This is a genomic window from Nostoc sp. DedQUE12b (assembly GCF_034530835.1).
GTDB lineage: Bacteria > Cyanobacteriota > Cyanobacteriia > Cyanobacteriales > Nostocaceae > Nostoc.
Window position 1 is genome coordinate 137,595 of record NZ_JAVRCI010000003.1, and the last position, 21,149, is coordinate 158,743.

19 protein-coding genes are annotated in these 21,149 nt (G+C 42.2%); 8 read left to right on the forward strand and 11 right to left on the reverse strand.

What is annotated here, in order from left to right:
- Positions 1-55: 55 nt before the first annotated feature.
- Together RMY16_RS02635 and RMY16_RS02640 are read right to left on the reverse strand one after the other, a co-directional pair.
- Positions 56-670 (reverse strand): hypothetical protein, encoded by a 615-nt coding sequence (locus tag RMY16_RS02635; protein WP_322735068.1) that lies wholly within the window; start codon positions 668-670, stop codon positions 56-58.
- Positions 671-889: 219 nt separating this feature from the next.
- Positions 890-2,548 carry a tyrosinase family protein gene (locus RMY16_RS02640; RefSeq protein ID WP_322735069.1) on the reverse strand — a complete coding sequence of 553 codons (1,659 nt, stop codon included), beginning with the start codon at positions 2,546-2,548 and terminating at the stop codon, positions 890-892.
- Between the two features lie 716 nt (positions 2,549-3,264).
- Between RMY16_RS02640 and RMY16_RS02645 the strand changes: the two genes are divergently transcribed.
- Both RMY16_RS02645 and RMY16_RS02650 read left to right on the forward strand, forming a co-directional pair.
- Positions 3,265-3,648 carry a hypothetical protein gene (locus tag RMY16_RS02645; protein ID WP_322735070.1) on the forward strand — a complete coding sequence of 128 codons (384 nt, stop codon included), beginning with the start codon at positions 3,265-3,267 and terminating at the stop codon, positions 3,646-3,648.
- Positions 3,649-3,860: 212 nt separating this feature from the next.
- The gene (locus tag RMY16_RS02650) at positions 3,861-5,357 is read left to right on the forward strand and encodes a family 10 glycosylhydrolase (protein WP_322735071.1); all 1,497 of its coding nucleotides are present in this window, start codon (positions 3,861-3,863) and stop codon (positions 5,355-5,357) included.
- Between the two features lie 106 nt (positions 5,358-5,463).
- Here RMY16_RS02650 and RMY16_RS02655 read toward each other — a convergent pair whose 3' ends face one another.
- The 4 genes from RMY16_RS02655 to RMY16_RS02670 form a co-directional block, all read right to left on the reverse strand.
- Positions 5,464-6,090, reverse strand: coding sequence for a chloramphenicol phosphotransferase CPT family protein (locus RMY16_RS02655; RefSeq protein ID WP_322735072.1), 627 nt, complete (start codon positions 6,088-6,090; stop codon positions 5,464-5,466).
- 154 nt (positions 6,091-6,244) lie between these two features.
- Complete coding sequence (locus RMY16_RS02660; RefSeq protein WP_416211643.1) at positions 6,245-6,841, reverse strand: molybdenum cofactor guanylyltransferase; 597 nt, start codon at positions 6,839-6,841, stop codon at positions 6,245-6,247.
- Positions 6,842-6,942: 101 nt separating this feature from the next.
- Positions 6,943-9,000, reverse strand: a complete 2,058-nt coding sequence (locus RMY16_RS02665; protein ID WP_322735073.1) for a thioredoxin domain-containing protein — start codon at positions 8,998-9,000, stop codon at positions 6,943-6,945.
- A 245-nt stretch (positions 9,001-9,245) separates the two neighbouring features.
- Complete coding sequence (locus tag RMY16_RS02670; RefSeq protein ID WP_322663134.1) at positions 9,246-9,401, reverse strand: hypothetical protein; 156 nt, start codon at positions 9,399-9,401, stop codon at positions 9,246-9,248.
- Between the two features lie 568 nt (positions 9,402-9,969).
- Between RMY16_RS02670 and clpP the strand changes: the two genes are divergently transcribed.
- Positions 9,970-10,581 (forward strand): ATP-dependent Clp endopeptidase proteolytic subunit ClpP, encoded by a 612-nt coding sequence (clpP, locus tag RMY16_RS02675; RefSeq protein ID WP_322663136.1) that lies wholly within the window; start codon positions 9,970-9,972, stop codon positions 10,579-10,581.
- Between the two features lie 497 nt (positions 10,582-11,078).
- A complete protein-coding gene (locus RMY16_RS02680; RefSeq protein WP_322663138.1) occupies positions 11,079-11,552 on the forward strand; it encodes a hypothetical protein in 474 nt (157 codons plus the stop codon).
- A gap of 328 nt (positions 11,553-11,880) precedes the next feature.
- Here the strand turns inward: RMY16_RS02680 and RMY16_RS02685 are convergent, their stop codons facing one another.
- Positions 11,881-12,735, reverse strand: coding sequence for a hypothetical protein (locus tag RMY16_RS02685; RefSeq protein ID WP_322735074.1), 855 nt, complete (start codon positions 12,733-12,735; stop codon positions 11,881-11,883).
- Positions 12,736-12,843: 108 nt separating this feature from the next.
- Entirely contained in the window at positions 12,844-13,731 is an 888-nt protein-coding gene (locus RMY16_RS02690) for a hypothetical protein (protein ID WP_322735075.1), read from the reverse strand.
- Positions 13,732-14,835: 1,104 nt separating this feature from the next.
- Between RMY16_RS02690 and RMY16_RS02695 the strand changes: the two genes are divergently transcribed.
- From RMY16_RS02695 to RMY16_RS02705, 3 genes are all read left to right on the forward strand, one after another.
- Entirely contained in the window at positions 14,836-17,190 is a 2,355-nt protein-coding gene (locus tag RMY16_RS02695; protein ID WP_322735076.1) for a ribonuclease R family protein, read from the forward strand.
- Between the two features lie 17 nt (positions 17,191-17,207).
- The gene (locus RMY16_RS02700; protein ID WP_322735077.1) at positions 17,208-17,828 is read left to right on the forward strand and encodes a flavin prenyltransferase UbiX; all 621 of its coding nucleotides are present in this window, start codon (positions 17,208-17,210) and stop codon (positions 17,826-17,828) included.
- Positions 17,829-17,995: 167 nt separating this feature from the next.
- The gene (locus tag RMY16_RS02705) at positions 17,996-18,694 is read left to right on the forward strand and encodes a LapA family protein (RefSeq protein ID WP_322735122.1); all 699 of its coding nucleotides are present in this window, start codon (positions 17,996-17,998) and stop codon (positions 18,692-18,694) included.
- A 23-nt stretch (positions 18,695-18,717) separates the two neighbouring features.
- Here the strand turns inward: RMY16_RS02705 and RMY16_RS02710 are convergent, their stop codons facing one another.
- Positions 18,718-18,912 carry a hypothetical protein gene (locus RMY16_RS02710; protein ID WP_322663147.1) on the reverse strand — a complete coding sequence of 65 codons (195 nt, stop codon included), beginning with the start codon at positions 18,910-18,912 and terminating at the stop codon, positions 18,718-18,720.
- Positions 18,913-19,700: 788 nt separating this feature from the next.
- Between RMY16_RS02710 and RMY16_RS02715 the strand changes: the two genes are divergently transcribed.
- Positions 19,701-20,246, forward strand: a complete 546-nt coding sequence (locus RMY16_RS02715) for a shikimate kinase (protein ID WP_322735078.1) — start codon at positions 19,701-19,703, stop codon at positions 20,244-20,246.
- Between the two features lie 11 nt (positions 20,247-20,257).
- Here the strand turns inward: RMY16_RS02715 and RMY16_RS02720 are convergent, their stop codons facing one another.
- Positions 20,258-20,860, reverse strand: coding sequence for a Uma2 family endonuclease (locus RMY16_RS02720; protein WP_322735079.1), 603 nt, complete (start codon positions 20,858-20,860; stop codon positions 20,258-20,260).
- A complete protein-coding gene (locus RMY16_RS02725) occupies positions 20,835-21,149 on the reverse strand; it encodes a hypothetical protein (RefSeq protein ID WP_322735080.1) in 315 nt (104 codons plus the stop codon). The genes RMY16_RS02720 and RMY16_RS02725 overlap by 26 nt, the downstream gene beginning before the upstream one ends.

Here is a 21,149-nt window from a genome sequence, read left to right on the forward strand (position 1 = left end):
TTGAAAATTTTCAATTTTGTTTATGTAGCCACAGCTGCACACAGGCTCAAGCGACTCATAATTTTGATAGTCCAACCCGATCAATAACAAGCTCTGTGCTTGAATGACCTTGGTCGCGAATGAAAGTCAATGTTAAATTTGGAATTTTTGACGGTTTTACGCGCTTTTGCACCTGCTTAATTAACTCAGGTGTAATATAAAAATTAAACTTTTTTATACCTTGGTTTGGACTTGGTACATCAAAGAAATTAGCTGAACCGATATAGTAAGTATCGATATCAGCGATCGCTTTGAGGCTTGGTAAATTAAGATAAACGCTGTAGCTTCCTATTGGCTCACCCTGATAAGCGACTTGAATTTCCAGCAGATAAACTTCCTCAGACCTAGCCGTATCAATTTCCAGAGGGGTAGATAAGGGAAAAGTTACTTGCGTTGGTATTAATGGATTATCTGTCAACTTTGTTTTAACCTCTTGAGAGGAAATAAACTTTGCTTGCCGCTGCTCTTGAGTTGCAAGATTAAAGGATGATTGGGTATTCACTAAAACCTCATCTTTCCAATTAATTTGGCGAATATTATTTTGAGATACCTGTACGTGTGTATTATTTAAATTAAGTATATTCAAAATAGTAAATATGATTAAAAACAGAGTAAAAATCAGCTTGGTCATAATTTACCTATGCATAATGTAAGTTTTTTGTCAATATTTACTTGCTGTTTATTAAATTTTACTGCAAAGATAACAGAATGGTGTTGTTGGCAAATTCAGTAGCTTAGTGACAAATTGATGAAAGGGATCGCATACCTCATATAATTGAAGCGAGATAAACGCGATCGCATTGAATTCACTCAAAGTCTTTCAAACTGCTTATATTAAGTCAGATTTTAGTTACGCTAATTTGCGTAGCGTAATATTCTCAATGTAAATTTCCTGCGAACGAGCAGTACTATCTGAGACAAACTTTACCTCTATATTTTCTGTCTGAGGCTCTTTCAATTCAGATAATTGTGCATTAACTTCTTTAGTGACATCAAAAACAAAGGTTTTACTGTTTGCATCTTCGCCATGCACATCAAAGAAGTTAACAGAACCAACATAGTAGCGATCTATATCGCTGATTATGCTAGAGATCGACTTGGTACGGGGCAAATTGACATAGACGTTATAGTTGCCGATTGGTTTTTCTGTGAAAGACAATTTAACTTCCAGCAAATATAGTTCCTGTCCCACGGATTCGTTTGCAGTCTGAGCATCTAATAATACTGGAATTTTTTGCAGAGGAGTAGATAATGGCACAGTCACATCTGTCAATTTATTTAAGCTCTGATGAAGTTGTTGCCCATCAGCCAGAACAGAAACGGGTGAGGCTAGTCTAGCCCTCAATTCTGTTGGTTTTATGACAACGCTTTTAACAAGTGCTACTTTTGCATCTGGATCTAGCCGATCGTATTTATAGTCCACACTATAAACTGCATCAATGACTGATTGGGGAGTGTTGTGACTCACTAGATTACCATCTTCATCAGCAAAGGTATAGATTGGGGCTAAATTCGATGGTAGGGGCAAATCCTCCGGTTTCGCTTGTCTAGCTTCTTTTTGTTCTGGGTTTGTTGGTGCTTTTTGCCAAGACTCCCAATAGCGATCGATGCTAGAATGATGTATCCAAAAGATAGTATCGAATCCAGCAGTACCAACATCTCCCATTAGCCCGATTTGAGCGGGAGCAGGCTGATTATTCCAGATAGGATTGGCTGCATCACCAACATCACCACCTATGTAACCATGCATTTCACCATGAGGTGAGTTCTCAATTTGATTACTAAAATTGAGAGGCGGTTGATTAAAAATATTAGTTTTGTATGCTTTGTTTTTATCCTTTTTAATCTGTTGTTGTTCGATTTGTTCAACCGCTCCACCGACAAAATTGAGGACACTATTTCTCAAGTCTGTATATAGAGAGCTAGATGTGATAAATTCCGGTGGCATGGTTCTTTTGTCTGCCCTAGTGTAGTCCCAGTATGGAATTGCAAATTGAGGATCTTTAGAAAGTTTACGAACAATTTTCTCAAAGTAAACTAGGTAAAGTCGATGCCAAGGTAAAAAGTTTTTGCCAGCAATTTGAGCGATGGGTAAGTTTAAATTTTGATCGCGTCTTCCATGAGTGCAATGTTGCCAAGCCTCTAACAGTTTTTGTACCTCTTGTTGCTGCTGTGGATCGTTGAATGCAGCTTCAGTATATTTGTTACAGAGTGAGTTACTCTGGGGAAAATTACTCAAACCTGGAGTCCAATGAATTGCACCTTGGTAATACCAACTTTTAGAATCTTGACAAGCCAAAGCTCGCATTTGTGCCAAGGCATTTGCCAATGAGTTTAAATCTTTTTTACCTTTTTCAGAGAAAACACTACTGCGAGTATATTTTATCTGCTTGATCTGCACACCTTGGATATTTGGCTGGAAAGATTGGGCATAGGCTTTACTTGGCCCTAGCAGGATGGTGACAGTAGTAAATATTGCTAAAATCAAAGCGATCAATAATTTCTTCATAATTTTATTGAGAGTTTGAGTAGCACAGCAGTATACGGATATAATCTAAGATATTCCGCATTTTTAAATATTTTTTGGTTGATTCAGCTAGAAAAAATAAGTATTTTATTCCAGCTGCTACTTAGGCAAAATGCTAATATTCCTTTCACAACAAAAAACTACTAATTTATCAGAGTTTTTAAATGGGGAATATACATTGGTATTAAGTATGACAGTATGTCATATTTCATTAAATCAGAAAAAAATAATTATGTATTTATTGTGTCCAGAGTTTATTCTATTTAACAAAATACTTAAGACTTCTAAACATAGCGGTTCAAAACTGCGTAGGTTTTGAGAAAAAGTGAAAGGAAAAATAAAAAAGTTTTAACCTAAACTCAATTCCAAGTTAAAAATGCTTTAGCCTAAGCAGTATTGATAGTACAATATGCTTGGCTTAAGGGTTATTGGTGTAGATAATTGGTCTTTCAAGACGCGATTTATTGCGTCTCTACATCTGGGTTTTCTTGCTCATTCTGAACTGTATTGATTGATGTGAGTGGAGATTGAATGTTAACTTTCGGCTGCATCTTATTTTTGAGAAATAACTTCTCCAAGGTACAGAGAAGTCTGAGTGGCAGCTTCCTTCACTCAGAACTTTGATGGAGCTAGGGGAATATAGAGTTTGAGAGCTATTTTGCGTAAGCCTCCGAAAGACAAGGAAGGAAGAAGTAGCGTTGATTGCACAATTTGGAGTTCCCCAAGTGGCGAAACCCACGCTCCCTAGAGCCATTCATCCCGATAACAGACCGCTGTTTGTGGTAGGGTTAATCAACAGTGAGCTTAGTAGTGAATGCATTGGTGCTATACCAATCGCCACAGAGCCAACTGTTCTGCCTAGTCAATGGCAATCGATTAAAGTTATAGCTGAAGCTGAAGGTGCATCCAAGTTAGTTACTGAGTCAGAGAGTTTATTATTTTACATATCTAAATTTTCTCAAACTTTTGTAGTGGGCTGGAAAGCCAGCTCAGTTAGCAACTTCCAGTTTAAAAAACATCCCATCCCTGCGGGATGCTTTGCGAACGTAGGAGTACAATGTCTAGAACCCCTAGAAATGTAACAATAATTTTGGATAATTTATTTTTTGTCAGTTCCTTAATGTAATTTCAATGTGGAACAGCTTATAAAAAATATGGCAACAGAAATACGTGTTTAGGAGTCTTGAAAAAGTAGGTTTCAAAATCTTTGTTACTGAACTATAAATTTTGATACACATTGCCCACAATTATCTAAGTTGGGGCCGATGATTATTGTGTCCATCTACTGCTAGATATGTCTAACCGTCCCTTGAACTTTGCAAGATCGATATTATTTTGGCGGCGCTTATTTGCTGTTGTTTTTACTAGTAGTTTTTTGCTACCCAACTTGGGAAGCGAACCAGCAAGGGCGCAAGTAACTGAGTATTGTCAGTTATCATCAGCGGCGGCGCAACAAAAAGAAAACTTACGTTTGTCAGCGCTTAAAGGCAAACAAGATGCTCAAACGCGCTACCAAAGCATAATACAAGAACAGGCACAGAAATTAAAGCAATGTCGCTCTCGAACTTGGCCGCAAACCCAAGCCCTTTGGTTACGCTTGTATCCCTGTGACGTTCAGCCAGGAATAATCGATCAGATTATGGATCGCATTGTTAATCGTGGCTATAACCAAGTTTATATAGAAGTATTTTACGATGGGCAGGTACTTTTACCAGCAAGAGCTAACCCGACGGTTTGGCCTGCTGTGATTCGCACTCCAGGGGCAGAAAATATTGATATACTCGCTACGGCAATTAAAAAAGGTCGGCAACGTGGTTTGAAGGTCTATGCCTGGATGTTTACCACAAATTTCGGCTATACTTACGCCCAGCGCCCAGATCGCGAAAGTGCGATCGCTCGTAATGGCAAAGGTCAAACAAGTTTATATGTGGTAGATAATGGCTCTCAACTATTTATCGACCCCTACAACCCACAAGCAAAACGAGACTACTACAAATTGGTACAAGAAGTTTTGCGCCGTCGTCCAGATGGCTTGCTATTGGATTACGTGCGTTATCCCCGTCAAGCTGGAAGTGATTCTATCGCCACTAAAGTTTCAGATTTATGGCTATTTAGTCCCGCAACCCAAGAAGCTTTATTTAAACGGGCACAGAATTACAAAGCGCTGGACTTAATTCGCCGCTTTTTAAGCAAGGGATTCGTCACTGGGGGAGATGTAGCTGAAGTTGATAAACTTTATCCTCAAGAAGGTGAACCTCTTTGGCAAGGACGCATCCCACTAGCGCAAAAGTCAATCCTGCCTGCAACCGATAGACAAAGAGTTTTACAATGGGACTTGTGGCAGCTTGCCGTTGCCCACGCTATGCAAGGAATTCTAGATTTTGTCACCATCGCTAGTTACCCAGCAAAGCAGCAAGGTGTTTCTACAGGAGTGGTGTTTTTTCCTGATGGCAACCAAACTGTTGGACAAGGATATGATTCCCGTTTGCAACCTTGGGATCGGTTCCCCAATACATTAGAGTGGCATCCTATGGCTTATGGAAATTGCGGTAATGCCAGTTGTATCGTGTCGCAAGTGCAACGGGTTTTGAGTATGGCAAAACCGGGTACGCAGATAATCCCAGCTTTAGCCGGTCAGTGGGGAAAATCTGTTAGTAATCGTCCATCTCTAGAGGTGCAAATGCAGGCACTCCGCCAATTTGCCCCCCAACTGAAGGGAGTTAGCCACTTTGCCTATTCTTGGCAATATCCTCAGAATGATAGCGATCGCAAATTCTGTCGAATTAAGTAGACTTCTTGCAGAATTAGTGGAAAGGGATTGAATTTCCCTTTCAACTTATAGAATCACACACTTTACAAATTCATACCAAATATAGTTAACACAGTCATAACTCAGCTTAAGTATAGTGTGCAGCGAGTCGTTGGAATGCCGATGGTGCTGGACTATCTGCGAGGTACTGGCGTATAATCTCAGCACATGCACCTGGGCTTAACAAAGAGGTATCCACTTCAAGGTCATAGATGCCAGGGATATGAACTTCACGTTGCCATAACTGAACCGGATGTGGTATTGGGAAGTCAGCTGTACTTCCCACATTCCACCCCGTGTTTTGTCGTCGTTCCATAACGATCTCGATGGGGCAGTGAACACCTACGAACAAAACCGGCAATCCCTTCAAACGTCGGGCACTATCAGCCAGAATGCCCCGCTTCATTGCGTAGGCGTCATGGTGTCCGACATCAACCACGACATTCAAACCCAAACGGCTGTGGGCAGCGATAGACTCATACATGGCGCTGTACAGAATAGGAACAAGGGGTTCGATATCCTGCCGTTCTCCCCCTGGTCGTAAACCGATCCCAGGCAAGTATCGTGCGGGAGTCATTTGCATAAATCTATCAACACCCAAGTTCATCCACAGACCATCAAATGTCTCCTGAATCACTGCGACAATGCTCGACTTCCCCGATCGCGGGACACCATTCAGGATGATAATCTGTCCTAGCTCCTGTGTCTGCCCCATGATTCCTCCTCGCATCCTTTATACATATAGTTAGCAGTTCCACGTTAGGGCTAAAACTTTGAATAGGCAAGAATTGTGTTCGATCATCCGAAAAATGACTTTATTACCAAAGTTTCCGCAGGTTAAGTTCACGATTAAATCCCCACTCTCTAACTCAATTTAAAGCCAAGTCCTCTGGTGTATTACAGTTAAATAGCATTTCGGGTTCTGCTAAGGGCAAAACTTCTACCGGATATTGCCGAAGCCACTGCTGAAACGATCGCCCGCCTTGGTTGATAAACTCTAGGAGTTGTGGCAGACAGCGACGGCGATAGAAACCACACAGGGGTTCCCAACCTTTGGGATGATAAGCTAAAGCTGCGATCGCATTATCCCCCACGCGATCGAGTTGAGTTATCCAATCTTGCAACACCTCAACCCGCAACCTCGGCAAATCGCAAGCTAGCAACAGCACCCATTCTGTCTCTACTTCGGCTAGTCCTTGAGCAAATCCAACTAAAGGCCCGTGGGCTAAAGATTCTCCAGACAAAGGAACTTCTCGGATCAAATGGCAACCAGGCAAAAGCAAGTCTTGATAGCGTTCTGGCCAGGGAGTTACTATATAAACAACATCAGCACAGCTTTGAGCAATCCCACAAACTCGCTGCAACAATGGTATCCCTTGAATGGGAATCAAGGCTTTATCTTGACCCATCCGAGAACTTTTACCGCCAGCTAACACAATGGCAGTTAATTCGCTTCTGGTCGTCATAGTTATACATCAAATTGGGGTCTGGGTACTAGTAACTGGGGATTAGGCACTAGAGAGGAGAATAATACATATTCAATGCCCAATGCCCAATGCCCAATGCCCTATGCCCTATTTTGACTTTTCTCCACTTGCTGCAATAAATGCTCTACACTTTCAGCTGGTGCAAGACACTTCAAACCTTGGCAAACTAAACCAACACTTCCCTCTGGTAAATCAGATGTGATGGCAAACACAGCCGTTGGTAGAAATTTGGGGATCAGAGAGTTTATTTGCTCAGTTGTGCTGCGAATCAAGGTAGAATTACGATACCAATCCAAAGCTGTAAATAAGCTGGGACAAGCTTGGGGAGCGCGATGCATTACACTCCTAAAAGCTTTCAAACCAAGTTCCGCTAAATCTAAATAATCTAGATTATCAGTGAGTAGGGCAAGACGGACAAGGTTAGCGATCGCAATTCCATTAGCTGATGGTGTCGCATTATCTGCATAACTACGTTCTCTGACAATTAAATCTTGACTAGAATCGCTTGATGTGTTATAGTAACCACCTAATTCTACACTCCAGAGAAATTCGTTAAATTCATCTTGGATAGCGATCGCATTTTCTAACCATTGCTCATGCTCAGGGTTAGAAGCTTGTAAATCTAGTAGAGCTTTAACAAACAAAGCATAATCTTCAGACTGCCCTAAAACGGTTGGTTCTCCTTGATAATTGAGTCTCTGGAAACGCCCATCGACAAATTGATTTTCCAAAATAAAATTCGCCGCTCGTGCTGCTAATTCTAGGTATAAAGGTTGTTGGAAAACCCCAGCAGCCCTAGCCAGCCCGGAAATCATCAAGCTATTCCAGGCAACAATCATTTTCGTATCTGTCACCGAGGGAATGCGACCTGGCCAGTTAGTAGTTTTTGCTTCTTGGTTGTTACGGGCCGGGGGAAAAGTTTCTAAAGACTCAGAACTAACGCCATAGCGAGCGTTAAAGAGCTTACTCAGTGCTGTTTCCAGGGTTGCACTCAGTTGACCTGAATGCCGTCTTTGCAAAACATTACGTCCTTCAAAGTTGCCGTTAGGCGTCACCGTAAACTGTTGTTGTAATTCCGTTAATTCTTCAAGCGTTAACAGTTGTTGTAATTCGCTGTAACTCCAGACGTAAAAAGCTCCTTCTTCTGGTTCTACCGCCGTCGATTCTGTAAAGCTGTCCGCATCTTGAGCAGCATAGAAGTAACCTTCAGGCGCAGTCATCTCTCGTTTTAGCCATTGTACAGTTCCAGCAATTGCCCTCTCAAAGGCTGGCTCTTGTATTCCTGCACTCCATAAATAAGCCAGATACTCCACAATCTGCCCATTGTCGTAGAGCATCTTTTCAAAGTGGGGTACTGTCCAAGTGGGGTCAACAGTATAGCGATGAAAACCACCACCTACATGGTCATAAATGCCGCCCAGCGCTAAGTCTAGTCCCCGCTGGGTACAAATTTGCTTGCCATCATAGCGAGATTCAAAATTAAATCGAGTTCCCCGCAGTGCTAATTCTGTATAGGGAATCATCGGAAAACTGTTGCCAGATTGACTAGGAGTAATTACACCTGTACAAGTTTCCCAACCTTGGCGGAGTAATTCATGGTCTTCAAGCTCGGTTGTTGTACCATCTTGCAACACCGCAGATGTGAGCAGAGACTCAATAATTAAGGCTTTACGTTGTTGTAAGTCCGCTTTTTCTGTATCGTAATAACGGCGAAGCGCTTGCAACACCTGTAAAAATCCCGGACGACCATAGCGCGGGTCTACAGGAAAATAAGTACCAGCGTAAAACGGCACTAAATCTTCTGGGGAAAGAAAAATATTTAAAGGCCAACCCCCTTGACCGCTCATCATCTGCAAAGCTTGCATATAGATGCTATCGAGGTCAGGTCTTTCTTCCCTGTCTACTTTGATGGGAAGATAATTGGTATTCATGTAGTCAGCGATCGTAATATCAGAAAAAGCCTCGCCTTCCATCACAGTACACCAGTGGCAACTAGAATAGCCAATGGAGAGAAAAATCGGTTTATTTTGCGCCCTTGCAGTTGCAAGTGCTTCATCACACCAAGGCCACCAATCAATGGGGTTTTCGGCGTGTTTGCGGAGATAGAGGCTCTTAGCTTCAGCAAGGCGATTAGTCATAATCAAACGCAAGTAGTTGCCTTCTTTGCTCAGTCTAGCCTGTTCTCAGGCGTGTTAGCCTAGATAGCTATGTAGATTAAGTCAGAAACTCAACGAGCGAATTATACCTTTGTTTTTAATATCGCCTAAGTAAGTTGGTGTAAAAATTGCAGTTTTGTAGTCAGCGCTAACTACAAGGGAAGCATCTATATAATTGGGTTTATTTACGCCGACTTACTTACACCTGTGCAACTTCTGAAACATTCTTATTGAAAAGGTCGCAATAGCAAACTGACAATATTCGGTGGCGTTTCTTGCATCGGTGATGCTGTTTTTGTTTGAATTAAAGTATTTGGGCTAAGTCCTGCTATCAGATGGAGCAAGAAGGTGATGATGGCGGCTTGTATAAGTTTTTCCAGCATGGCACGTCTCTCTCTGAATGGATAGCATTTCAATTACGACTGGTTATTCTAAATACACCTCGTACTCCCGATTTACCGAATCTAACAAAAATAACTTGATAAATGCTGAAGGAAATCCTAAAAAAATGTTTAAAATGTTACTGACAGTTAATATAATTCCCTAAGCAAATCGGATTTCGGTTATCGGTCTAATCAATACATAGCCAAGGTTGTGCAGCAAAGTCCGAGATATACAGCAGAATTCATAATTCAGGAATAAAACACCCTTTATACCTGGATAAAAGATTTAGCTTGTGTACCTCACCAACTTGAAATTTGCTGTTAGATTGGCAACAATTGCAGTTTTTTGATTTATTCTTCCCGAAACCGGGATATTTTCTTAGACAGCTTTCGTTGCTAAAAAGTGCCCTTGGAAGTTGAATCTATTGCAAAAGCACATTTTGCTCCTTTGTTGAATAAGACAGAATAGCCAAGATTTACTTATATCTACTTGGGAATAGTAGAGATCAGCCCCAGTTTCGTGCTGTCACCGATAAAATGTATTTAAAGTAGCCACAAACACGCTTCCATGATTCCTATCGTTATTGAACAATCGGGTCGAGGTGAACGCGCCTTTGACATCTACTCACGGCTGTTACGTGAGCGCATCATCTTTTTGGGACAACAAGTTGATAACAATATTGCCAACTTGATTGTTGCCCAACTGCTGTATTTGGATGCTGAAGACCCGGAGAAAGACATTTATATGTATATCAATTCTCCCGGTGGTTCGGTGACGGCTGGTATGGGCATTTTTGACACTATGAAGCATATTCGCCCTGATGTCTGTACAATTTGTACCGGATTGGCAGCGAGTATGGGTGCTTTTCTCCTCAGCGCGGGTGCTAAGGGTAAGCGGATGAGTCTACCCCATTCTCGGATTATGATTCACCAACCTTTAGGCGGCGCTCAAGGACAGGCGACTGATATTGAAATTCAGGCGCGGGAAATTCTGTACCACAAGCGGCGGCTAAACAACTATTTAGCTGAACATACAGGTCAACCACTTGAGCGCATTGCTGAAGATACTGAACGTGACTTTTTCATGTCGCCAGAGGAAGCCAAGGACTACGGTTTGATTGACCAAGTGATTGACCGTCACTCTGCTGGTAGTCGCCCAGCAGTTGCTGTTCTTAATTAATAGTCACCATTGGTAAATGGTGATTTACCACTTTTAATTTCCTTAAACTCTAAAAATAACCCCTTTTCATAACTGAAGAGGGGTTATTTGACTTCAAAACTCGATTTTAAAGGGTCAAGATCCTATTTGTCGAAATGAATGTAGTCTTGATACGGTAGCAGATATTGAAGAAATTCCAACTTTTAATTGTCTGAAGATACACGTTTCGATCCTGACATAGGATCATCAAAAGTTGGGAATAACCATAATTTATCGCTCTACAATAGCCTTAAAACTAGTCTGCTGGAGTAGAGCAATGTTATCAAAACAAACTTTTTGTGACTAAATAATACCAAGCAATTTGAATTTTATTTTTAACCTCATACTATTAAAGTCTTTTTCAGACTGTAGTTTTTTTATTAAAAGCTTAATTTAGATTTAGGTTACAAAGACACTAAGTCATTTTGTACAGTGCGTAATCCCAAAAATCAATACATTTATCTTCAGGAATAAACATCATGAATTACTTCAAATCAAGTCTCAAGCTAACGTTGCTAACTTTATTAACTTGTGGATTGGTTTCCCCAGCTTTTGCGACACCCGATAACGACAATAGCATTTTTGCAGCGGATTTTGAGGGGAATTTGAATAGTGGTCAAGGATTTCTTCAGATTAAAGGCGATGTGACCACCACCGATGACTTAGAAGACTTTAGAAAAGTGCTACTCACGGGGCGCTCTAACTTACGTTTAAAACTGGAAGGCGTTGCCCCGAATGGAGGACGGACAGATTTGTTATTAGTTAGAGATTCAAACAACAATGGTCAAATTGATCGCAATCAAGGCGAAGTGATTGGACAAAGTCGCGATTCATTTTCCCACCAAATTACACGCCAGAATCTAGCCGCAGGAAATTACTTCATCATTATCCGGAGCAGACAGTTTAGCTCAAACAAAGTTCAGTATCAAGTCAGTGTAGATGCACGGGTGTAGTCAATCCTGTAAACTTGCCGATCAAAAGCGCGATCGCGCTTTTGATCTTCCTCAACTCAAGAGGGTATTTTTCCCTCGTTAACCCTAACTCACTAATTGTCTACTTTGTCAATGCATAAGTTCTAGTACTCTGCCAACCCAAAAATGCGCTTGTAGAGGTTGGGGAAAGGTTAAAGGGGAAAGGGAAAGGGATTAAAAACATGAATCCCTTTTCCCCTTACCCTTTACCCTGCTTGCGTTCCCAAGGCGTACTACTAGACGAATCAATTTTAGATAGCCCAGGTGCGGTACAATTTCAATTCGCACACAAGGCATAGTTAATGACAAATCAAAATCCCGCTATTGGGTCTGGCTGAGATTGTAAGTATTTGAGGAATCCGTGTAATTCTTCTTCAGTCAGCAAAGTCCGCCCGCGCTTCCCGTAGGTTTTAATCAGATGTTCCCGTCCTTGTTCTGGTGTCCAGCCTAAGCGCTGGATTTCGACATCTGTTTTAGCAATTACATCCGACAAATCTGCTGGTGTTGGTTGAGATGCAAGGGATGCAAGGTATTGCCGGAAGTCTAGTAATTCTGCTTCTGTCAGCAAAGTACGCGATCGCTTACCATAAGTTTTAATCAGATGCTCCCGTCCCCGTTCTGTTGTCCAGCCTAAACGCTGCATTTGGACATCGGTCTTAGCTAATATCCGAGATAAATCCTCAGAAGATATTCTAGTAATTACATTGTCTGATTCTTCTGAGTATGTAGAGAAATTTTGGAACTCTTCGTATTCTGCATCAAGATTGCTGGGGTATTCTACTATAGGTTGAGCTTCAAAATATTTGAGTAATTCTAATAGTTCTTCTTGAGTAGGCGAATTCTGACTTTGCTTGCTAGAAGTTGTTATAACATACTCCTGTTCTTCCTCTTTCATCCAACATAACCGTTCGATTTCAGAATTAATTTGCCCCTGCTGTTCCATCCAACATAACTGTTCCATGTCAACATTAATTTTGGCAGTTACAACTTCATCTAATGGTTGACATTCAAGGTATTGAAGGAAGTCTAGTAATTCTATTTGTGTTAGTAAAGTCCGCGATCGCTTCCCATAATTTTTTATGAGATGTTCCCGTCCCTGGTCTATTGTCCACCCTAGTCGCTGCATTTCAACGTCTGTTTGAGCAATTACTTCAGAAAAATTCACAGGTCATAGCTTCCTTACTGTTTCAAGAGCCTATGTTATTAGTCATTAGCCCTTACAAATGACTAATGACCAATGACAAATGACAAATGACAAATGACAAATGACTAATCAAAATCCCGCTATTGGGTCTGGCTGAGATTGTAAGTATTTGAGGAATCCGTGTAATTCTTCTTCAGTCAGCAAAGTCCGCCCGCGCTTCCCGTAGGTTTCAATCAGATGCTCCCGTCCCTGTTCTGGTGTCCAGCCTAAACGCTGAAGTTCGACATCTGTTTTAGCAATTACATCTGATAAATCTACGGGTTCAGCTTTTTTCTTTCTCTTGCCTGTCACTGACGGGGTAGTGGCATTTTCTTGAGGGCTGTAACTCCGGGGTGTAAATGGTGTGACATTGTTGGCAGAAATCGTGGGAAAGGTTTGATTTTCTGGCTGGCTATCAAAGTTTATTTCCAAGTTTTCAACTGGAGGATCAAATTCTAGCTCCCGGTTGGCAGTCATAGGAAAGTTTTGACCTATATCTTGGCTATAGTTATCGCTTGCTAGGGGCGCAGCATTACTGTAGCCATACTGTTCGTTACTGCTTGTTACTACTTCTGGTTTGATGTTCCGTTCTTTGGAAGGCGGTATAGATATTTCTTTATCGCTGACTGCTGGCCACTGACTACTAACAAAATCCTCAGCTTTTGGAGAGGAATAAGCAGCAGGCTCACTCAATCCACCTTTAGTATTCAAGTCAGGATTTAGCTGTGCTGGGGGAACTGGATTTGAGGTCAACGCCACTGATTCTAGTGGCGCGTTTGTAATACCCAAAACTATCAGCGCCCTAGTTCTGGCTTGGTCTTCTGCGGCTTCTACTGTTTCTGCTGCTGCCATACCCGTAGCACGGGTTACGCCTTCAATTTGCACGCTTGCCCGAACAATATATTTTCCTTGAAAAATTTGCACTAATTCAGAAATCAAACTGCCCTGGGGATACAAGCTCTGGAATTGAGCCAACATAATACTGCTACCAATCTAAATATTTTTAATAACGGGGTTGATACTGCCTGTATATTCAAGCGTGATCGGCTGCCCTTACTTTAATTTACATCCACTCGATACCCAGGATGCCTGCCAATATTGCATTTATTTATTTTTAATTGTTTACTATCTGTCATCAGTTTCTTGGCAGGCGATGAGTAGGTATAATTCTCTGCTCTGAGCCGTCAAGGTGATATTCTTGCTTTGCCTGGTGTCCCAATTGTAGCAGTAGCTATTTTTTGACGAAATTTTTGGTCAGTGCTAACTTATCTGGGTAGTCTTGCTTGCAATGCTATACTGATTACCCAAGTCGATATCTAGAACTATTTTCTGGAAGTGCGCTCTAAATCTACAATAATGGAGATAAGGTTCGCCCTCGCTGCTCATTAAGCTGCTTACCTAATTGTTACCGATTCTACATGTGGGAAAATTGGGTTCACCAGCAGTTCCTCCTAGTTACAAATCAGAGTCTAATGGCGTAAAATTACCTTCTCTCTAGACAATCAAACACCTGTAGTTTCCACGCCACTTGACGGCAGTTGCTCCACTTGGGGGGACCCCTTGGCGCTAGCCTCTCCCTTTGGGAGAAGACCGCACTGCCTCCTCCACTTGGGGAGACCCCAGACGCTCGCAGACTCGCTAATGCTGCGCTATCGCTTTTAGCGTCTCCCCCTTGGGACAAGACCACAGTGGCTCCCCTGCATAGCGCTTTTGGACAGTATGGATTCTCTAAACCCAGCTTTTCAAAAACCCATCGCGTAATTACCTAGCGGGGCTAAATTGTAATCAGGCGTGCAATCTTAAGTTTGGTTAGGTGAAGGAAGTTGAACGCAGGCAAATTCTGAGAGCATCGTGTAGTGAGAAGTTCGTAAACGCCCAGAGTTGTCCGTGGGTCGGCTTCTTTGCAAAGGAACTGCGGGAGTAGTTTCCCGCTCTTACTGGGTCGGGCTTCCTTTCCTTAGAACTTAGGAAGCTTGCTTCAGGGCAATTAGTTTCCAGCTTGTTTCTGTAAGCCGTGAGGGTATACAGAAAAGAACCAGATTAAACAACAAATGATGTTTTGACCAAAGGTCGGTTCACTGCATGGAATTTTCAATCGCTACACTCCTTGCCAATTTCACCGATGATAAATTGGTAGCTCGGAAGGTTTTGGAAAAGAAACTTGGCTGTGAAGATGAAAAAAGTTTACAAAAACTTCACATTGCTTTAGATGTTCTGGAAAAAATCGGTATTTTAGTAAAAGAACGGGGCAAGTATCGTCGTGTCTCAGAAGAGGGAATAATCGAGGCAAAACTGCGTTGTTCTAGTAAAGGCTTTTGCTTTGCTATTCAAGATGTGGAAGGAGCCGAGGATATTTACATCCGCGAAAGTCATCTGAGTAATGCTTGGAATGGCGATCGCGTTTTGGTGAGAGTTCTGAAAGAAGGCAGTCGCCGTCGCTCTCCCGAAGGTGAGGTGAAGCTGATTCTGGAACGTTCTAACCACACTTTACTGGCACGAATTAAGCAAGTAGAAACTGGTTTTCGGGCTGTGCCTTTAGACGATCGATTGCTGTTTGAACTCAAGATTCAACCTAACGGGGCAAAGTTAGAAGAAGCGATTGATCATCTGGTTCATGTGGAAGTTTTGCGTTATCCATTGGCACAATATCCTCCCCTTGGTCGAGTGGTGCAAATCCTCGGCAGTGATGCCGAAGCCGCTGCTGATATAGATTTAGTTACGTGCAAACACGACCTTTCCCGGACTTTTCCAGATAATGTTCTAGAAGCAGCTGCGAGGTTGCCCAAGAAGCTCCTGAAAGCAGACCTGAAAAATCGGTTGGATTTACGTAATTTGTTTACTCTCACGATTGAAGGGGTAAATAGTGATACCAAAGTTATAGAAAACGCTTTTAGTTTAGAAAAAAACTTAGCCGGAAATTGGCTTTTGGGCGTTCATATCACCGATGTTTCTCACTATGTCCAACCTGACGAAGCCCTAGATAGAGAAGCACTCAAACGAGGCAAATCAGTGTATCTAGGAGAATTGGTGTTGCCAATCTTGCCCCCATCTGTAGCAGAACGCTGTTCTTTAGTACCTGGGAGCGATCGCTTAACCATCTCTTTTTTAATTACTATCGATCCCCAATCGGGAGAAGTGCTGGAATGGGAAATTCAACCCAGTGTAATTAATGTCGAAACTGCACTGACTACAGAACAAGCTCAAGCAATTCTCACAGGTGAAGTTGAAGATAAATCATCACAGGTTTCCCAAATCCTGCAAGACCTCCAAGCCTTGCAAACAGCCGTGAAACAGGTACGCTTGACTCGTGGTAGTCTCCAGTTGAATCTGCCGCCTAGCCAAAACGCCTATTATGATGAAGGGATTCTCGGCGCTGTGGTGGTGAATGATTTGCCAGTGCGATCGCTACTCACGGAGTTGGTACTGTTAGTTAATCAACTGTTTGCAACTCACTTAAACGCCCTTGGTGTTCCGGCTATCTGGCGAGTTCAAGGTACTCCTGATGTTGAAGATGTCCAGGAAATGCTGAAATTGGCAGTCAATTTGGGCGTTGACCTCACATTAGATCCAGAAGCCGATATCCAACCCTTAGATTACCAACATTTGACCACAGCTTTTGCGGAATCTCCCTCTGAGCAAGTTCTTACTTACTTATTACAAGATACACTGAAGCCGTCTGCATACAGTACCACCAAAGGATCTCACTTTGGTCTGGCACTACCGCAATATGTCCACTTTAGCGCTCCCTTGCGGCGTTTCCCAGATTTGCTCATGCAGAGAGTGTATTACGCGCTACTCGAAAACGGACGCGATCGCCGCAATACCCGTGTCAGAGAGCGGGTTAACCTACGCCACTCTTCCAGCCACGAGGAAATTAACTGGAACGTTTTACCCCCAGAATTGCAACAAGAACTGCAAAGCGATTTGACTAGGGTAATTGTTCAAATCAACGACCGAGAAAAAGAAGTCCAAGAAGCCGAAGCCGATTTAGCTGGGCTGCAAAAAGCCCAACTGATGAAGCAACGCATCGGTCAGGTATTCCAAGGCGTGATTACCGGGGTTCAATCCTACGGTTTCTTTGTGGAAATTGAAGTATCCGCGGCTGAGGTGGAGTCTAGCAGTAATCCTGGTGTGCCTTTGCGGGTAGAGGGATTGGTACACGTCAGTTCTCTCAAAGATGATTGGTATGAATATCGCGCCAGACAACAGGCACTGTTTGGGCGCAAAAATCGCGCTTCTTATCGACTAGGCGATCGCGTCGCCGTCCAAGTTAAGAGTGTCGATTACTACCGTCAGCAAATTGATTTGGTAACAGTAGGCAGCGATGGCGTCGCCAAAGGTTTAACTGGCAATGATTCTCGTGACGACCTTTCAGACCTATACTTACCAAATGATATGGAGCCTGATGACCTAGATCCTTACTCTGAGGACGAGTAAAATCCACTAAAATTTACGTGTCAAATAACACCAAACCTTTAATTTTAGGCGTATCGGGCGCATCTGGTCTGATTTACGCTGTTCGCGCGATCAAATTTTTGCTAGAAGCGGAGTATAGCATTGAATTAGTTGCCTCTAAATCAACTTACATGGTTTGGCAGTCAGAACAGGAAATTCGGATGCCACCAGAACCAACCGCGCAAGAACAATTCTGGCGAGAGCAAGCTGGTGTTGCACTTTCCGGTAAACTCCGGTGTCATCCTTGGAGCGATGTTGGAGCCGGAATTGCCAGCGGTTCCTTTGCCACTCTGGGGATGATGATTATTCCATGCAGCATGAGTACAGTAGCAAAGCTAGCAGTTGGCTTGAGTTCCGATTTACTAGAACGGGCAGCGGATGTCCAACTCAAAGAAGGGCGAAAGCTGGTTATTGTACCGCGTGAAACGCCTTTTAGCCTCATCCACCTGCGTAACTTAACTTCTTTAGCAGAAGTTGGAGTTAGAGTTGTTCCCGCTATTCCCGCCTGGTATCACAATCCCCAAACCATCGAGGATTTAGTTGATTTTGTAGTTGCCCGTGCTTTGGATCAACTAGATATTGACTGTATTCCAATTCAGCGGTGGCAAGGTCGTCGCTAACACCCTGAGTGGATTCTATTGTAAATTTCACAATAGTCCTAAAAAGGTAATGATAGAGATGGCTGATAGTGTCAGTAGTCAGTGAACAGTAATTAGTGAAGAATAACCAGACTGCTCGCTGACTATTGACAACTGACCACTGATTATTGACAACTGACAAAATTGCTATGGCTGTAATTCGCTTAATTTTATTGGTGGCAGTACTGGGAGGACTAACGCTGTTATTAGTCCAAAATTTCTCACCTGCCCTACCGCTAGTATTTTTGGGCGTGCGAACTCAACCATTACCACTAGCGATATGGATTTTGTTCAGTACTGTCACTGGTGCTTTCACATCGATATTGATTGCTACCTTATTTAATTTATCCAATTATTTTGTGGCAGGACAACGCCAAACTTCTAACAGAGCAACCACCCCTTCAAGTCGTGCGAAGGCAACCCAAAGAGAAGAACCGACATCTCGTCCTGCCAGTCCTCCACCACCAGCTAGTAAAAATGAAGAGCCTAGCAGTGAGGGATTTGATGATTGGGAGACAAATAGCAGTGGAGATGATTGGAACTTTGATGAAAACTCAGAGGAAGCGCCTATTCCTAACTCTCAGGCTCAACAACCTAGAGACTCAACAACTTACGAACGTCAATCAGAAGCCAAAAGCAGTTCCCGGTCTGGTTCAGTTTATTCCTACAGCTACCGCGAGCCAAAAAATACGGCTGCCGGAAAAACTGAATCAATTTACGATGCCGATTACCGGGTAATTATCCCCCCTTACCAGCCGCCAACTACCAATCAAGCAGATGATGATGATTGGGACTTTTTTGAGGATGATGATGATTTTGAAGATGATGGTAAACGCCCCCGTCGGTGAAATGTAGCAGGCTACATCTCTCTCTATTTAATGCCGCATCGCTCTCTAGACTCCTGCTTGACCTTACCAGTCATGGCGGCTTCCTGCAAAGTCATGAAAGCATTAAAATCTTCCAAGTCATATCGGGTAGTCAACAGTTGTCGTAGTTGATCTTCAGCTTCAACTGTCAAATAACCAGTTGCTAAAGCTCTTTTTACAACGTCACGAATTCGAGTCATGGTTGACACCTCATTCATTCTATATTTATTCATTCAGGCTTATCGGGGTGGAATATACAGTAGTTTTTGTGTCTAAACTTCAATTTCTTTGCAAGTTTTTTTTGGGCGATCGCAGTAAATCAGTCATTATTTACACCTTTATCAGAAACATTTAATTGAACGGGTCTTGTTATAACTGAACTTTTAGAATAACGACCCTGTGCTGTTAGAAACACGGTATTGTGTATACTTAAAATTACCCACCAGAGTAAAAACCCTGATTATTTAGATAGACAGATATTGTTTGGATAAAGTTTCAAACAAGCTAAGTTAATTTTTTGGTTAAGTATAGCGATTACTATGCAGCAATTACCTAGTTACTTCAGAAAAATCACTACATTCCTAAGAAATTCGTCGGTTATTACTGATAGTAATTTCACAGAAGAATCGTTAATTTATTGCCTAAGTTACTTTAAATACATTAACAACAGTAATGATGACAGTTAATTTCTGTTGAATAGAAGATGAATTTAAATGTTTTAAAAATAATTCTAAGTTAGAAAATTTATAAGTAAATTTGAGATACATAAAGTGAAAAACTTTGATATCTGTTGAAAATAAATTTCTTGGAGGTTTATTTTGTTTTTGTATGCTTGCGGAAATTACTAATATCGGCATCAAGTCGTAGTATAAACTGTTAGAGTTTGCGCGATATATATAAAACTCCGTATTTTTAAATCCTAGATTGAGTCATTGAGTTTATAATTAGAAACTGTGACTCAGCACTCAGAATTGGAGCGAATCGACTGGTGAGCAGCTTATTACAAGGAGTCAACCTGTACTTAATTGGGATAATGGGCGTTGGTAAGACGACAGTAGGGCGTTTACTAGCAAAAGAATTGGGTTATGGGTTTGTGGATACCGATAATGTCATTGCCCAAACAACAGGTAAATCTATCAATCAGTTATTTGCACAAGTTGGTGAAGCAGGGTTTCGCCAGTTAGAAAGCGACGTACTTTCACAAGTTTGTGCTTTTACAAAGTTGACTATCGCAACTGGTGGGGGCATTGTATTGCGGCGAGAAAATTGGGGTTACTTGCACCACGGTTTGATAGTGTGGCTAGATACGCCAGTGGAGATAATTTACAGCCGTTTAGCTGAGGATACCACAAGACCACTACTGCAAGATGGCGATCCTAAAGCTAAGTTGCGATCGCTCCTCGAACAACGAACACCACTTTACTCTCAAGCTGATTTACACATCACCGAGCGAGAGGGAGATACACCTGAAGACGTTGCCAAACGAATACTTGAGGCAATTCCTAGCGTTCTCAAAACACAAGTTTCTCATTAATAAGACTCAAATTACCAAATTTTAGCCATCCGTAGGATAAATCCTGGTAATTCTGGATTGCCACTAACTGCTTCAGGATTTTCCAAAATTTTAACTTCTCGATTCGGACGATAAATGTAGACTTTTCGATTTTGCCAATCGATTAACCAGCCTAGCGATGCACCGTTATCGATGTACTCCTGCATTTTCTCTTGTAATTTTATCAGGCGATCACTAAAGGAGCGTAACTCAATCACAAAGGTGGGACAAATTGGTGCAAATGAAGCTTTTTGTGCATCTGTTAAGGCGTTCCAGCGCTCCAGTTCAATCCAGGAAGCATCAGGGGAACGCATCGCTCCATTGGGTAGTGTAAAACCTGCACTGGAGTCAAAGCCTATCCCTGTGCCATCTTGTTCAGTCCAATACCCAAGCTGTGCAGCAATGTTAAAGTTACGGTTGCCCGTATCTGAAAAAGCTGGTGGCATAATGATGACTTCCCCATTGGCAGTTCGCTCAATTCGCAAATCTCCATTAGCTTGGCAAAATTCGTAGAACTGCTCATTTGTCATCTGCACAAGCGAGGGGAAATTTACCGTTAGGGGTGTGCTTTCAGTTTGGATTAGCAGCGTGGTCATTTTCATTCCCTAGCTTCAGCCGAATGATTACAATTCTAGAGGTTTGAAGGAGCGATCGCCTAATATCTGTTATGTTTGCAACGGGAGGTTTGAGTCGATAATAAAGGTATTGAATCGGCGAACTGGTTGCCGACAGTTTTCCTAAAATGGTACTGTGATCCCACACAGAAACGGAGAATTGTTTACCCTTCAACCCAATCTGGGCCAACAAAAATCCTACCACTGGGCATAATAGTATTAACGATTCTGAATACATCAGGCAAGCTGAAGCTACTTGTGTACAAGACAT

What these genes read in the sequence shown, in the direction of transcription:
- RMY16_RS02640 (WP_322735069.1), bottom strand. Translation starts at nt 2,548, where the DNA reads ATGAAGAAATTATTGATCGCTTTGATTTTAGCAATATTTACTACTGTC.
- RMY16_RS02720 (WP_322735079.1), bottom strand. Translation starts at nt 20,860, where the DNA reads ATGACCACGCTGCTAATCCAAACTGAAAGCACACCCCTAACGGTAAAT.
- RMY16_RS02650 (WP_322735071.1), top strand. Translation starts at nt 3,861, where the DNA reads ATGTCTAACCGTCCCTTGAACTTTGCAAGATCGATATTATTTTGGCGG.
- RMY16_RS02690 (WP_322735075.1), bottom strand. Translation starts at nt 13,731, where the DNA reads ATGTTGGCTCAATTCCAGAGCTTGTATCCCCAGGGCAGTTTGATTTCT.
- RMY16_RS02665 (WP_322735073.1), bottom strand. Translation starts at nt 9,000, where the DNA reads ATGACTAATCGCCTTGCTGAAGCTAAGAGCCTCTATCTCCGCAAACAC.
- clpP (WP_322663136.1), top strand. Translation starts at nt 9,970, where the DNA reads ATGATTCCTATCGTTATTGAACAATCGGGTCGAGGTGAACGCGCCTTT.
- RMY16_RS02660 (WP_416211643.1), bottom strand. Translation starts at nt 6,841, where the DNA reads ATGACGACCAGAAGCGAATTAACTGCCATTGTGTTAGCTGGCGGTAAA.
- RMY16_RS02705 (WP_322735122.1), top strand. Translation starts at nt 17,996, where the DNA reads ATGGCTGTAATTCGCTTAATTTTATTGGTGGCAGTACTGGGAGGACTA.
- RMY16_RS02695 (WP_322735076.1), top strand. Translation starts at nt 14,836, where the DNA reads ATGGAATTTTCAATCGCTACACTCCTTGCCAATTTCACCGATGATAAA.
- RMY16_RS02635 (WP_322735068.1), bottom strand. Translation starts at nt 670, where the DNA reads ATGACCAAGCTGATTTTTACTCTGTTTTTAATCATATTTACTATTTTG.
- RMY16_RS02655 (WP_322735072.1), bottom strand. Translation starts at nt 6,090, where the DNA reads ATGGGGCAGACACAGGAGCTAGGACAGATTATCATCCTGAATGGTGTC.
- RMY16_RS02670 (WP_322663134.1), bottom strand. Translation starts at nt 9,401, where the DNA reads ATGCTGGAAAAACTTATACAAGCCGCCATCATCACCTTCTTGCTCCAT.
- RMY16_RS02710 (WP_322663147.1), bottom strand. Translation starts at nt 18,912, where the DNA reads ATGACTCGAATTCGTGACGTTGTAAAAAGAGCTTTAGCAACTGGTTAT.
- RMY16_RS02680 (WP_322663138.1), top strand. Translation starts at nt 11,079, where the DNA reads ATGAATTACTTCAAATCAAGTCTCAAGCTAACGTTGCTAACTTTATTA.
- RMY16_RS02725 (WP_322735080.1), bottom strand. Translation starts at nt 21,149, where the DNA reads ATGTCTTGTACACAAGTAGCTTCAGCTTGCCTGATGTATTCAGAATCG.